The organism is Devosia sp. MDV22-iso42, assembly GCF_058629155.1.
Map to the genome: position 1 here is coordinate 623,314 of NZ_JBZVWR010000006.1, position 13,473 is coordinate 636,786.

Consider the following 13,473-nt stretch of genomic DNA (forward strand, 5'->3'; position numbering starts at 1 on the left):
GGGCAGCTCCTATTTGGTGATGGACAATTCGCCGGGCACTTCACGGGCAGCGCCCTTGGAGCGCGCGGAGGCGATCATGATGAACAGCGTCAGGATGTAGGGGGCGGCATTGAAGAAGTAGTAGCCCCGCGAAATACCGACCGACTGCAGCGAGGGGCCAATCGCTCCGGCGGCTCCAAAGAGCAGCGCCGCCCAGATGCAGCGGATCGGGTCCCAGCGGGCAAAGATCACCAAAGCCACCGCCATCAGCCCCTGCCCCGAGCTCAGACCCTGGTTCCAAGAGCCGGGATAATAGAGCGAGAGAAAGGCCCCGCCGATGCCGGCGAGAAACCCGCCCGCCGCGGTGGCGAGGAAGCGCACCCAGTCCACCGATACGCCCATGGCCCGGGCCGAGGCGGCGCTGTCGCCGGTCATGCGCACGATCAGGCCCCAGCGCGTATTGGCAAAGGCCCAGCGCATGACAATAGCCAGGACGATGCCGACAAAGAACAGTGGATTGACCTGCAGCGCCTGGGCCAAAGCGGCATTGCCGGTCCAGTCGCCCAGCGCGATGGCGTCGAGCCGCGGCGCGGTGGGCTGGATGAAGGGCTTGCCAAAAAAGAAGGCTAGCCCGGTGCCAAAGCTCATGATGGCAATGCCCACGGCGATGTCGTTGACCTTGGGCAGCTTGCAGATATAGCCGTGCAGCGCGCCCAGCAAGAGCCCCGAGCCGCCGGCCGCCAGCACGCCCAGCCAGGCATTGCCCGAGAGATAGGAAACCGCATAGGCGGTCATGGCGCCGAGCACCAGATTGCCCTCGAGCCCCAGATTGATGCGGCCCGATTTCTCGGTCAGGCATTCGCCCAGACCGACAAACATGAAGGGGGTCGAGACGCGGATGGCGCCCCCCAGCATGGCGATGAGAACGGTGATGACGGCGCTGTCCATCATGTGCGGTCGGCCCCCGTGCCCGGCTGGAAGAATTTGATGCGGCCATAGAGCGTCTCGCTGGTGAGCAGCACGACGAAGATGATGCCCTGCAGCACCAGCACAGTGGCGTCGGGCATGCCCATGCGCCGCTGCACCAGCCCGCCGGCCGCCGCAATGGCACCGAACAGGATCGCCACCGGCAGCACGGCCAGCGGATTGTGCCGCGCCAGGAAGGCGACAAGAATGCCGGTAAAGCCATAACCGGCCACCAGCGAGGCATTGGCCTGGCCATGGATGGCGGCGACCTCGAAAAAGCCGGCCAGCCCGGCACAGGCGCCGGCAATGACGCAGCAGGTCACCACCAGAAAGCCCACCGGCAGGCCCTGGGCCAGGGCGGCGCGCGGATTGCCCCCGGTCATGCGGGCGGCAAAGCCGAAGGTGGTGCGCGACATCAGGATATAGAGCGCCACGGCCAGCACCACCCCGGCGCCCAGGCCCCAATGCACGTCGGAAAACGGCATGGGGCCGATGCGATAGGCGTCGCCGATCGGCATGGTGCTCGGCTTGTTGGCCGAAGCCGGGTCGCGCAGCGCGCCCTCGACAAAGAAGCTCATGATGGCAATGGCGATATAGCTCAGCAGCAGGGACGAAATGGTCTCGTTGACGCCGCGATAGTGCTTGAGCCAGCCCGCCAGCCCGATCCAGCAGCCGCCCGCCAGCATGGCCGTGATCGCCATGACTGGCAGGGTGATCGCGGGCGGAACCGTGGCGCTGACCAGCGGAATGGCGATGGCCGCGGCGGCAAAGCCGCCCAGCACCAGCGCCCCTTCGCCGCCGATAATGGTCAGGCCGATCCGCGCCGGCACCGCAAAGGCCAGGCCGGTCAGGATCAGCGGCGCCGCGCGCTGCAGCGTGTTCTGGATGGAAAAGGCACTGCCGAAGCCACCGACCCAGACGAGGGTGAAAAAGTCGATCGGCGACTGGCCGATGACCAGCAGGAACAGCGAGAAGAGCAGCGCCGACGCCACCAGCGCCGCGACGGGGATGACGACGGATTCGGCGAGTTTGAGCGCCCGCACATTGGGGGTGCGGGTTTGCGACTCAAATCCTGCATTGACGATGGTCATTTATCCACTCCGCTGAACATTTCGTGGTCGCCCTCCCCATTGGAAGAGGGCGACCGGCGAGCATGCGGGGTACCGTCAGGTGATCGAGCCGACGACGCCTTCGAGCAGGTAGTTCATGCCGTCGAGCACGGGGTCGTAATTGTCCATGCTGCCCTCGATGACGACATTGCCGGCATTGTCCTTGAGCGGGCCGACATAGATCGGCTCGCCCGCCTTCAGGCCGGCAATGGCGGCGTCGGCTGCGGCGATGGATTCGGGCGTCGCGCCGGCGCCGTAGGGCGTGTTCTGCAGCATGTCATTGTGGTAGCCGCCAGCGACGAAATTCGGCAGGGGCTCGCCCTTGGCCAGCAGTTCGGCATACATCGAATAGATGGTGCTCCACTTGTATTCGGCGCCGGTGATGAAGCCCTTGGGCGCCAGCGGGGCCTGGCTGGCGTTGTGGCCGCAGGTCTTGACGCCGCGGGCCTCAGCGGTTTCCACCACCACCTTGGGGCCATCGACATGGCAGGTGATCACGTCGCAGCCGGCGTCGATCAGCGCATTGGTGGCCTCGGCCTCGCGCACCGGCATGGACCATTCGCCGGTGAAGATCACCTGCACGGTGGCTGATGGATTGGTCTTTTTGGCGCCGAGCAGGAAGGAATTGATATTGGACAGCACCGAAGGGATCGGTTTGGCGGCGACAAAGCCGAGCTTGCCGGTGGGGCTGGAGAGGCCGGCGGCCACGCCATCCACATAATGGGCCTGGTTGAGATAGCAGAAGTAGGAGCCCGCATTGGCCGGGTCGCCCTCTTTCCATAGCGGCGCCGCATGGCGGAACTGGACGTCGGGATATTTCTTGGCCATTTCGACCACGAAGGGGCTGTAATAGCCGAATGAGGTGGCCAGGATCAGATTGGCACCGTCCAGGTTGATCATGGACTCCATGGACTGGCTGACGGCATCGGTCTCAGGAACGTTTTCTTCCTCGATGACGGTCACGCCAGGTACGGATTTGAGGATCTCCATGGCCACGGCATGGGCCTGGTTCCAGCCATAGTCATCGCGCGGCCCCACATAGACGGCCCCCAGCACGATGGGAGATTGCGCCCGGGCCAGGCCCATGGGCAAAGCCGCGGCGGCGAGGCCGGCAGCGCCGGCCTTCAGCACAGACCGACGGGATAGTGATTGAAATGTCATGACGAACTCCCTGCACCCCAGAGCGCGCCCCTAGCGGGCAGCGCCGCCGACAGACAATGCAAGGCACGTGCCAAGCCAGTGCCGATGAAATCCGCCTTCACTAACAACATGTTAACAAAAGTCAGCCATCAGCCGAGCCGGACAGTTTGCGCAAATTATGCGCTCAAGATCCGCATATGCATATATTTTAGCCTTTTAATCGGTCATTGCATACAACTTGGTGTGCGAACCCTGAGAATGGGCCGCTACCACCCTGCCGCAGCGGTCTTGCAGGCAGCGCAGGTCAGAAAATCGCCTCAAATGCTGGGTTTACCGCGGCTTCGGTCACGGCCGGCCCCGTCGATGCATGTGCTCACTATTTGTGCATTTTTGGCGCAGACGCTTAGAAATCGTCCAGCCGACCGCGTGCGTCGATTGGCCATCCCTCTGATTTTAAAGACTTTTCAAAATGGCACACCGCTTGCTTCTTGACAGTCGAGTATGAGGCTAGGGTTCCGGCGTCGGTGACGCGTCTGGTCCGAGAGCTTTCACCATCCGGGAGACATCCGGGCGGACACACGGCGGGACAAAAGCCCGGGAGACCTCGATAGCCAAGGGATTGGCGCGATGGTTTCTGCCAATCCCTTTTGTGAGACACGCAAAGGGGAATTGAGATGAAGTTTCTGACCAGAACCGCAGCAATCGCCGCCCTGTCGGTCGCCCTTGTGACCGGCACGTCGCCACTGGCCCTTGCCCAGTCCAAGACCGAGTTCAAGATCGCCTGGTCGATCTATGTCGGCTGGATGCCCTGGGGCTATGCCGCCGATACCGGCATCGTGCAGAAATGGGCCGACAAATACGGCATCAGCATCGAGGTGACCCAGTTCAACGACTATGTGGAGTCGATGAACCAATATACCGCCGGCGCCTATGACGCGGTGACCCTGACCAATATGGACGGCCTCTCCATCCCGGCCGCCGGCGGCGTCGATACCACCGCGGTGATCATCGGCGATTTCTCCAACGGCAATGACGCGGTGATCCTGAAAGGTCAGGCCGCGCTGGCGGCCCTCAAGGGTCAGACCGTCAATCTGGTGGAGTTCTCGGTGTCGCACTATCTACTGGCCCGGGCCCTCGAAAGCGCCGGCATGAGCGAGCGTGACGTCAATGTCGTCAATACGGCCGATCCTGACATGGTCGGCGCCTTCCAGACGGCCGATGTCACCGCCATGGTGACATGGAACCCGATGGTTTCGGAGATCCTTACCCTGCCCGACACGACCAGCGTCTTCGACAGCAGCCAGATACCCGGCGAAATCATCGACATGCTGGTCGCCAATACCGACGTATTGGAAGCCAACCCCGACTTCGGGAAGGCCCTGGCCGGCATCTGGTACGACACAATGGCGGTGATGACCGCCGACACGCCCGAGGGCGCAGCGGCGCGTGAAGCCATGGGCGTGGCCTCGGGCACCGATCAGGCCGGCTTTGAGGCCCAGCTGGCCGCCACCAAGCTGTTTGCCACACCGGCCGAGGCCGTGGCCTTTACCACTTCGCCCGACCTGGGCACCACCATGGACCGCGTGCGCACCTTCCTGTTCGACAAGGGCCTGCTCGGCTCCGGTGCCCCGTCTGCCGATGTCATCGGCATAGAATTGTCCGACGGCACGGTGCTGGGCGACAGCGCCAATGTGAAGCTGCGCTTCAACGCCAGCTACATGTCCATGGCCGCCGACGGCGCCCTCTAGGTCCAACTGGCCGGCGGGTGACCGCCGGCCGTCATGGCGGAGCCCCATGCATGCGCTGGATCAATACCAAACCGAGCCCGGGAATGCAGCTGGCGCTGATGCTGGCGCCCTTCGTGCTGCTGGTCGTCGCCTATGGCCTGGGCTCGGCGGTCCGACTGGCCGACAATCCCAGCGACAAGCTGCTGCCGGCCTTGGCCAGCCTGACTGATGCCATCAACCGCATGGCCTTCATCCCCGATGTCCGCACCGGCGAGTATCTCATGCTGACCGATACAATGGCCAGCCTGTCCCGCCTCGGCTGGGCCCTGGCCATCGCGACGGCGATCGCCCTGGTCTTTGGCATGGTGGTGGGCATGTTACCCTATATGCGGGCGCTGCTGGCGCCCGTCGTCGCCACGATCTGCATGGTGCCCCCTTTGGCGCTGCTGCCGGTGCTGTTCATCGTGCTGGGCCTGGGAGAAACCGCCAAGATTACCCTGATCGTCATCGGCATCGCGCCAGTGATGATCCGCGAGCTGGCGCTGCGGGTGCAGGAACTGCCGCGCGAACAGCTGATCAAGGCGCAGACTCTGGGTGGCTCGTCCTGGCAGATCGCCCTGCGCGTGGTACTGCCGCAGACCCTGCCCCGGCTCCTGACCGCTTTGCGCCTGCAGCTGGGGTCCGCCTGGCTGTTCCTGATCGCGGCAGAAGCCATCTCGGCCGATGCCGGGCTAGGCTACCGCATTTTCCTGGTGCGGCGCTACCTGGCCATGGATGTGATCTTTCCCTATGTCGCCTGGATCACCCTGCTCGCCGTCATCATGAACTTTGCCCTCGACCGGTTGCGCATCGCCGTCTTCCCCTGGTCCAATCTGGAGCGACAGGGATGAGCGCCATCGTCTTTGACAATGTCTGGAAGGAATATGGCGACCAGATCGTGCTCGAAAAGATCACGCTGACCATCGCCCCGCGCTCCTTCGTGGCCCTGGTTGGACCCTCTGGTTGCGGCAAGACCACCTTCCTCAAGCTGCTGCTGGGCGACGAGGCCCCCACGCGCGGGACGATCACCCTGGATGGCGTGCCGCTGGTTGCCGAACCCGGGCCCGACCGCGGCGTGGTGTTCCAGCGCTATTCGGTGTTTCCGCATCTGACGGTGCTGGGCAATGTGCTGCTGGGCGCCGAAATGGCTCGCCCGCTCACCGCCCGCCTGTTCGGCGCTGCGCGACGGCGCGCCGTGGCGGCGGCCCGGGCACTGATCGCCGAAGTCGGCCTCAATGGCGCCGAGGACAAGTATCCCGCCCAGCTGTCGGGCGGCATGCAGCAGCGCCTGGCCCTGGCGCAGGCTCTGAGCATGCGCCCCAAGGTGCTGCTGCTCGACGAGCCGTTTGGCGCGCTCGATCCCGGCATTCGCGCCGAGATTCACGTGCTGATGAAGCGGCTGTGGCACGAGACCGAGCTCACCGTCGTCATGGTCACCCATGACATGCGCGAAGCCTTTACCCTGGGCAGCCGCGTCATCGCCTTCGAGCGGCCGCGCGACCGGCCCGAGGAGCGCGAGCGCTATGGCGCCCTGCTCAGCCGCGACATCACCATCTGGCCGCCGCGGATTGCCGGCGAGGCCAGCATTTTCGATCCGGACCGGGACGACCCGGTCACCCCCTTGGGATCTGGCCGGGACGACCTGGCGCCATTGCAAGGAGACAGGCCATGAGCCGCACCCCAGATCAGATCGCCGCCGACCGCGCCCGTTATGAGGAACATCAGCGAAAGGGCCTGCAGAGCGCGCCGCGCGCCCTGCCCGGCCCCAGCGCCATTCCGGCTGCGATGATTGCCGAACCCATCCATATCGAGACCATTCCGGGCGGCTGGTACTGGTCCACGGTGATGCAGGCGGGCGACAGCCTGCGCATCGCCCAGGATCATGGTGCCTCCGCGGTGGCCATGCTGGCCTGGAGCGCCGCCGACCCGAGCGAACGCCTCAACCTGCCCGACACCATCAAGGTGCAGTGGACTACCGCCATCGCGAAGGGACGGGTGCTGTTCTCCGATATGGGTCGCGTGCTGTTCTCGGTGACCGAGGCGGCGTCATCGGCGCATGACGGCCTGATCGGCGGCTCGACGGCGGCGTCCAACGCCCAGAAATATGGCGGCGATCAGCGCAACAGCCGCGATAATTTCATTTTGGCGGCCGGCAAGCTCGGGCTCGACCGGCGCGATATACCCTCGGCACTGACTTTCTTTGCCCCTGTCCGCGTCCAAGACGACGGCGCATTCACCTGGCGCGAGGATCTGCGCGTCGACAATGACTATGTCGAGCTGCGCGCCGAGATGGACCTGATGGTAGCTTTTTCCAACTGCCCGCACCCGCGTGATCCAAACCCCGTCTATGCCGCCAACCCGGTCACCGTGACCCGCTTTCGCCTGCCCATCGCGGCCGATGACCTCTGCCGCACCGCCACCGCCGAAGCCAAGCGCGGTTTCGAGAACAACGTGCTGCAGCGGATGGGAGGGCACTGACCATGGCAAGCCAGGAATTTCTCATCGCCGCCGAAAAGCCCTGGTCTGGCCTTGTGCGCAAGGGGCAGACCATCACCATCATCGATGCCGAGGGCCAGCAGGCCGTCGATACGCTGTTCTACAAGGCCGGTGACTTTGCCGAGCGCTATTCCGGCCAGGACACGCTGCGGGTGCAGGGCAGCGCCTATGTCGGCGTCGGCACCAGGATCATCAGCAATGAGGGCAATCTCATGCTGACCGTCACGGCCGACAGCTGCGGCCGACACGACACCTCCGCTGGTGCCTGCTCCTGCGAGAGCAACAGTGTGCGCTTCGGTCACGACACGAAATATCTGCATGCCTGCCGCGACAATTTCCTGCTTGAGGTCAGCAAATATGGCATGGGCAAGCGCGATATCGTGGCCAATATCAACTTCTTCATGAACGTGCCGATCGATCCATCCGGACAGATGACCATTGTCGATGGCCTATCCGCGCCGGGCGATCATGTGGGGCTGCTGGCAGCCATGGACGTGCTCTGCGTCATCTCCAACTGCCCGCAGATCAACAATCCCTGCAATGGTTTCAACCCGACGCCCATCCGCGTCGTGATTGCGGATTGAGCCCATGTTCAGCAAGGTTCTTGTCGCCAATCGCGGCGAAATCGCCGTGCGTATCATCCGCACGCTCAAACGTCTCGGCATTGCCTCCGTCGCCGTCTATTCCGACGCCGATCGCTTCACCCAGGCGGTGCGGCTGGCCGACGAAGCCGTCAGCCTCGGGCCGGCGCCAGCCAGCCAGAGCTATCTCGATATCGACGCGGTGGTCGCCGCCTGCCGGGCCACCGGCGCCGCGGCCGTGCACCCTGGCTATGGCTTTCTGAGCGAGAATATCGGCTTTGCCGAGCGCCTCGCCGCCGAGGGCATCGTCTTTATCGGCCCGACCCCCGCCAATATCGCGGCCTTTGGGCTCAAACATACCGCCCGTGACCTGGCGCTGGCCAGCGGCGTGCCGCTGCTGCCGGGTACGGGCCTGCTGGACGGTGTCGACCAGGCTTTGGCCGCGGCCCAGAGTATCGGTTATCCGGTGATGCTCAAGAGCACCGCCGGCGGCGGCGGCATCGGGATGTCGCTCTGCGCCGACGCAGATGCGCTCACGGCGGCCTTTGCCGGCGTGCAGCGCACCGCCAATGCCAGCTTCGGCGATGCGCGGGTCTTTCTCGAGCGCTTCGTCGCCGATGCGCGCCATGTCGAGGTGCAGATCTTCGGCGACGGCAAGGGCAAGGTCATTGCCCTGGGCGAGCGCGACTGTTCGCTGCAGCGGCGCAACCAGAAGGTGGTCGAGGAAACCCCGGCGCCGGGACTCTCGGACACCACCCGCGCCCGCCTGCACAAGGCGGCAACAGATTTGGGCACTGCAGCCCATTACGCTTCGGCCGGCACGGTGGAATTCATCTACGATCCGGTGCGCGAGGATTTCTATTTTCTTGAGGTCAATACGCGACTGCAGGTTGAGCATCCGGTGACCGAAGCCGTGTTCGGCATCGACCTGGTCGAATGGATGATCCGCCAGGCCGCCGGCGAGGACCCGATTGCCCTGGCCGGTCCCCTGTCTCCAACAGGCGCCGCCATCGAGGTGCGCCTCTATGCCGAAATCCCCCATGCCAACTTTCAGCCCAGCGCGGGGCTGCTTACCGAGGTGCGCTTTCCCGCCGGTGCCCGCGTCGACAGCTGGATCGAGACCGGCACGGAGGTGACGGCCAACTACGACCCCATGCTGGCCAAGCTCATCGTCCACGCGCCCGACCGTGCCGCCGCCATCGCCCGGCTGCGCGCGGCACTGGACGAGACTGCCATTGGCGGCATCGAGACCAATCTTGCCTATCTGCGCGCCATCGCCGCGTCCGACCTGCTGTCCAGCGGCCAGGTCGCCACCACGGCGCTCAGGGATTTCGCCTTTGTGCCCGATGTGGTGGAAGTCCTCGCGCCGGGCGCCCAGTCGAGCCTGCAGGAACTGCCGGGCCGTCTCGGCCTCTGGCATGTCGGGGTGCCGCCGAGCGGGCCGATGGACGCGCGTAGTTTTAGGCACGCCAACCGGCTGGTCGGCAATGAAGACGATACGGCAGCGCTGGAACTGACCGTGGCCGGGCCGACGCTGCGCTTTCACGCCCCGGTCACGGTGGCACTGGCCGGCGCCGCCATGGCGATAACGCTTGATGGCGTGCCGATGGTCCATGACACCGCCATTGCCGTGGCCGCCGGGCAGATCCTCAGCATCGGCGCCATTGCCGGACCGGGTCAGCGCAGCTATCTCGCGGTCGCCGGCGGCTTTGCTGCGCCCGTCGTCCTCGGCTCGCGCGCCACATTTGGCCTCGGCCAGTTCGGCGGCAACGCCACAGGCGCCCTACGGGCCGGCCAGGTACTGCAACTGGCGCGGACGACACAGGCCGACACGCTGCCTGCAGCGGATGCCGCGCCCCTTGCCTGCCACTGGGATGTGGGCGTGCTCTATGGCCCACATGGCGCGCCGGACTTCTTCCTTGATGGCGACATCGAGACGCTTTTCGCCACCGATTACGAGGTACATTTCAACAGCGCGCGTACCGGCGTGAGGCTGATCGGCCCCGCCCCGAAATGGGCCCGTGCCGATGGCGGCGAAGCGGGTCTCCATCCCTCCAACCTGCATGACAATGCCTATGCCGTGGGGGCGATCGACTTTACCGGCGACATGCCCATCATCCTCGGCCCCGATGGCCCCAGTCTCGGCGGCTTTGTCTGTCCGGCCGTCATCGCCCGTGACGAGTTGTGGAAAATGGGCCAGTTCAAGCCCGGCGACACCATCCGCTTTCACCCCGTCGCCCGGCCGGATGACCCCGTCGCCAGCCGCTCGATGCACCGCCCCGCCGACGACAGTGGCGCCGCCATCCTGGCCCGATCGGAAGACGGCGCCGTGCCGGTGGTCTATCGCCGCCAGGGCGATGACAATCTCCTTGTCGAATATGGCGACATGTCGCTCGATATCGCCTTGCGGCTGCGCGTGCATCTACTGATGCAGGCGGTGCAGCGCGACGGCCGGATTTCGCCCATCGATCTCACGCCGGGCATTCGCTCGCTGCAGATCCATTATGATAGCGCCACCCTCAGCCGCACGCGCGTGCTGGGCATTCTGTCTGAAATCGAGGCATCCCTGCCCGCCGCCGAAGACGTCGTGGTGCCCAGCCGCATCGTGCATCTGCCGCTGTCCTGGAACGATCCGGACATCCAACTGGCCATGCAGAAATACCAGGAACTGGTGCGCCGCAACGCGCCCTGGTGCCCGGACAATATCGAGTTCATCCGCCGCATCAATGGGCTGGACAGCATCGAGACGGTCAAGCAGACCATTTTCGACGCCAGCTACCTCGTGCTGGGCCTGGGCGACGTCTATCTCGGCGCGCCCGTGGCCACTCCGATTGACCCCCGGCACCGGCTGGTGACCACCAAGTACAATCCCGCCCGCACCTGGACCCCGGAAAACGCCGTGGGTATCGGCGGTGCCTATATGTGCGTTTACGGCATGGAGGGTCCCGGCGGCTATCAGCTATTCGGCCGTACCATCCAGGTCTGGAACACCTGGCGCGCGACGCCGGTATTCCACAAGGACAAGCCCTGGCTGCTCAATTTCTTCGACCAGATCCGCTTCTTCCCCGTGAGCCACGAGGAGCTGACCGAGGCCCGCGCCGCCTTCCCGCATGGCGCCTATCCGATCCGCATCGAGGAGACGCAGTTTTCCTATGCCGACTACGCGGCAGAACTGGCGCGCAATGCCCCCTCAATCATCGCCTTCAAGGCCCGCCAGCAGGCCGCCTTCGACGCAGAACGGCAGCGCTGGAAGGCCGAAGGGCTCGACAGCTTCATCGCCGACGACGCCGGCAATGGCACGATCGAGACCGATATGCCGGCCGACTGCTTTGGCGTCGCCAGCAGCGTGCCGGGCAATATCTGGAAAATCCTCGTCGCCCCCGGCGAAGCGGTCAGTGCCGGCCAGGCCGTCGCCATCATCGAGTCCATGAAAATGGAAATCACCGTAACGTCCCATGCCCCGGGCCGCATCCGCGATATCCGCGCGGCGCCCGGCCGCAATGTCAAAACCGGCGATGTCGTCGTCGTTCTGGAGAATATCTGATGCTGCCCATCATGCTCGACCTCGCCACGCTGCGCACGCTTTATGCCGACCGCAAGGTAACCCCTCTGGAGGTCATGGACGCCGTCATCGAGCGCCGCGCTGCCTGGCCCGACCAGGCGGTGTTCATCACCCCGACCAGCGACGACGACCTGCGGGCTGCAGCCGAAAGGCTGATGGCAGAGCATCCCGAGCCCAACAGCCTGCCACTCTGGGGCGTGCCCTTTGCGGTCAAGGACAATATCGACGTGGCAGGCCTGCCCACCACCGCCGCCTGCCCCGCGTTCGCCTATCAGCCTACGGCCGACGCCACCGTGGTCGCCCGGCTGCGCGCGGCCGGCGCTCTGGTCATCGGCAAGACCAATCTCGATCAGTTCGCCACTGGCCTCAACGGCACCCGCTCGCCCTATGGGGCGCCGCGCTCGGTCTTTGATGCCGACTATGTCTCAGGCGGCTCCAGCTCGGGATCGAGCGTTGCCGTCGCCGCCGGCTTTGCCAGCTTTGCCTTGGGCACCGACACGGCCGGGTCGGGCCGCGTGCCGGCGGCCTTCCAGAACCTGGTCGGCATCAAGCCCACAGTGGGTCTGCTGCCCAATAGCGGCGCCGTGCCAGCCTGCCGGAGCCTTGATTGCATCACCATCTTTGCCGCCACAGTAGGCGACGGTGTTGCCGTGCGGAAAATCGCCGAGGGTTTCGATGCGGCCGACCCCTTCTCGCGTCGGCCGGCCAAGACCAGCCTGCCCAGCCAGGGCCTGCGCATCGGTGTGCTTGAGGGCGCCGAGCGGGAATTCTTCGGCAATGGCGAAGTGGAAAAGCGCTACGACGCCGCCATCGAGCAGGCCCGGTCGCTAGGCGCTACCGTTGTGCCGTTCGACTATGCGCCGTTCCGCGAGGCGGCGGCGCTGCTTTATGATGGTCCCTGGGTTGCCGAGCGCCTCGCCGCCATCGAGAATTTCTTTGCCAGCAATGCCGATGATGTTGACCCGACCGTGCGGGCCATCATTGGCGGCGCCAAGGGCAAGACGGCCGTCGAGGCCTTCAACGGCAAATACCGGCTCGAAGAACTGCGGCGACTGACCGAAGCAACCTGGGCCAAGGTCGACCTGCTGCTGCTGCCCACCAGCCCCACCACGTACACAGTTGCCGAGATGCGGGTCGACCCGATCACCCGAAACAGCCACTTCGGTCGCTATACCAATTTCGTCAACCTGCTCGACTGCGCCGCCATTGCCATCCCTGCCGGCTTCGACAGCCAGGATCACCTCCCCGCCGGCGTGACCCTGGTCGCCCCGGCTTTCACCGATGACGCTCTTGCCCCCTTTGCCGATGCACTGCACCGGCGCCTGGCACGCGGCATGGGTCGCGACAAGGCAGCGGCACTGCCCATGGCCAGCAAAGTGCCGGCCAGCGCCGACGACCTACTGACCCTTGTCGTGGTGGGCGCCCATCTCAGCGGCATGCCGCTCAACCACGAACTGACCGGACCGCGTGGAAAGCTGATCAAGGCCTGCCGCACGGCCGGCGATTACCGGCTGTTCGCCCTGCCCGATACCACCCCATCCAAGCCGGGTCTCATCCGCGAGCCCGGCTTTGCCGGGGCAGGCCTGGAGGTGGAGGTCTGGGCCCTGCCCGCAGATGCCTTCGGACGCTTCGTGGCGCGTATCCCGGCGCCGCTGGGCGTGGGCAAGATCACGCTCGATGACGGCAGTGCCGTCACCGGCTTTCTGTGCGAGGCCCATGCTCTGGTCGGCGCCGAGGAAGTGACCGCGCATGGCGGCTGGCGCCCCTATATCGCGTCCAAATCGCGCCAATAGCCCTCAGCAATCTCTTCCCTGGCAAAGCCGGCTATCCGCCGCTGTCGTCATATCCGGCAATAGCGGCCCCGGAATTGTCGA

10 protein-coding genes and 1 riboswitch are annotated in these 13,473 nt (G+C 65.1%); of the genes, 7 read left to right on the top strand and 3 right to left on the bottom strand.

The genetic code is table 11. From position 1 onward, the window contains the following. Nucleotides 1–9: 9 nt before the first annotated feature. The 3 genes from AC4NN3_RS04695 to AC4NN3_RS04705 all read right to left on the bottom strand — a co-directional run bounded on the left by AC4NN3_RS04695 (nucleotide 10) and on the right by AC4NN3_RS04705 (nucleotide 3,215). A complete protein-coding gene (locus AC4NN3_RS04695) occupies nucleotides 10–930 on the bottom strand; it encodes an ABC transporter permease (protein WP_491925938.1) in 921 nt (306 codons plus the stop codon). Next, on the bottom strand, nucleotides 927–2,036 hold the full coding sequence (locus AC4NN3_RS04700; RefSeq protein ID WP_491925939.1) for an ABC transporter permease: 1,110 nt from the start codon (nucleotides 2,034–2,036) through the stop codon (nucleotides 927–929). The genes AC4NN3_RS04695 and AC4NN3_RS04700 overlap by 4 nt, the downstream gene beginning before the upstream one ends. A 75-nt stretch (nucleotides 2,037–2,111) precedes the next feature. Continuing rightward, nucleotides 2,112–3,215 carry a BMP family ABC transporter substrate-binding protein gene (locus tag AC4NN3_RS04705; protein WP_491925940.1) on the bottom strand — a complete coding sequence of 368 codons (1,104 nt, stop codon included), beginning with the start codon at nucleotides 3,213–3,215 and terminating at the stop codon, nucleotides 2,112–2,114. A 475-nt stretch (nucleotides 3,216–3,690) separates the two neighbouring features. After that, a riboswitch (guanidine-I (ykkC/yxkD leader) is annotated at nucleotides 3,691–3,797 on the top strand. A 71-nt stretch (nucleotides 3,798–3,868) separates the two neighbouring features. Between AC4NN3_RS04705 and AC4NN3_RS04710 the strand changes: the two genes are divergently transcribed. From AC4NN3_RS04710 to atzF, 7 genes are read left to right on the top strand one after another with little or no spacing between them, the layout of a single operon-like run. Further along, nucleotides 3,869–4,942, top strand: coding sequence for a putative urea ABC transporter substrate-binding protein (locus AC4NN3_RS04710; RefSeq protein ID WP_491925941.1), 1,074 nt, complete (start codon nucleotides 3,869–3,871; stop codon nucleotides 4,940–4,942). Between the two features lie 50 nt (nucleotides 4,943–4,992). Continuing rightward, on the top strand, nucleotides 4,993–5,811 hold the full coding sequence (locus tag AC4NN3_RS04715; RefSeq protein ID WP_491925942.1) for an ABC transporter permease: 819 nt from the start codon (nucleotides 4,993–4,995) through the stop codon (nucleotides 5,809–5,811). Further along, nucleotides 5,808–6,632, top strand: coding sequence for an ABC transporter ATP-binding protein (locus AC4NN3_RS04720; protein ID WP_491925943.1), 825 nt, complete (start codon nucleotides 5,808–5,810; stop codon nucleotides 6,630–6,632). The genes AC4NN3_RS04715 and AC4NN3_RS04720 overlap by 4 nt, the downstream gene beginning before the upstream one ends. Continuing rightward, a complete protein-coding gene (locus AC4NN3_RS04725; RefSeq protein WP_491925944.1) occupies nucleotides 6,629–7,438 on the top strand; it encodes an urea amidolyase associated protein UAAP1 in 810 nt (269 codons plus the stop codon). Before AC4NN3_RS04720 ends, AC4NN3_RS04725 begins: the two co-directional genes overlap by 4 nt. Nucleotides 7,439–7,440: 2 nt before the next feature. Then, nucleotides 7,441–8,040: an urea amidolyase associated protein UAAP2 gene (locus AC4NN3_RS04730; protein WP_491925945.1), complete on the top strand. Its 600-nt coding sequence runs from the start codon at nucleotides 7,441–7,443 to the stop codon at nucleotides 8,038–8,040. A gap of 4 nt (nucleotides 8,041–8,044) precedes the next feature. After that, nucleotides 8,045–11,581, top strand: a complete 3,537-nt coding sequence (gene uca, locus AC4NN3_RS04735; RefSeq protein WP_491925946.1) for an urea carboxylase — start codon at nucleotides 8,045–8,047, stop codon at nucleotides 11,579–11,581. Beyond that, nucleotides 11,581–13,392 (top strand): allophanate hydrolase, encoded by a 1,812-nt coding sequence (gene atzF, locus AC4NN3_RS04740; RefSeq protein ID WP_491925947.1) that lies wholly within the window; start codon nucleotides 11,581–11,583, stop codon nucleotides 13,390–13,392. Before uca ends, atzF begins: the two co-directional genes overlap by 1 nt. The last annotated feature ends 81 nt before the right edge of the window (nucleotides 13,393–13,473 follow it).

Coding starts and splice junctions, on each gene's coding strand:
- AC4NN3_RS04695 (WP_491925938.1), bottom strand. CDS start 930: ATGATGGACAGCGCCGTCATCACCGTTCTCATCGCCATGCTGGGGGGC.
- AC4NN3_RS04700 (WP_491925939.1), bottom strand. CDS start 2,036: ATGACCATCGTCAATGCAGGATTTGAGTCGCAAACCCGCACCCCCAAT.
- AC4NN3_RS04705 (WP_491925940.1), bottom strand. CDS start 3,215: ATGACATTTCAATCACTATCCCGTCGGTCTGTGCTGAAGGCCGGCGCT.
- AC4NN3_RS04710 (WP_491925941.1), top strand. CDS start 3,869: ATGAAGTTTCTGACCAGAACCGCAGCAATCGCCGCCCTGTCGGTCGCC.
- AC4NN3_RS04715 (WP_491925942.1), top strand. CDS start 4,993: ATGCGCTGGATCAATACCAAACCGAGCCCGGGAATGCAGCTGGCGCTG.
- AC4NN3_RS04720 (WP_491925943.1), top strand. CDS start 5,808: ATGAGCGCCATCGTCTTTGACAATGTCTGGAAGGAATATGGCGACCAG.
- AC4NN3_RS04725 (WP_491925944.1), top strand. CDS start 6,629: ATGAGCCGCACCCCAGATCAGATCGCCGCCGACCGCGCCCGTTATGAG.
- AC4NN3_RS04730 (WP_491925945.1), top strand. CDS start 7,441: ATGGCAAGCCAGGAATTTCTCATCGCCGCCGAAAAGCCCTGGTCTGGC.
- uca (WP_491925946.1), top strand. CDS start 8,045: ATGTTCAGCAAGGTTCTTGTCGCCAATCGCGGCGAAATCGCCGTGCGT.
- atzF (WP_491925947.1), top strand. CDS start 11,581: ATGCTGCCCATCATGCTCGACCTCGCCACGCTGCGCACGCTTTATGCC.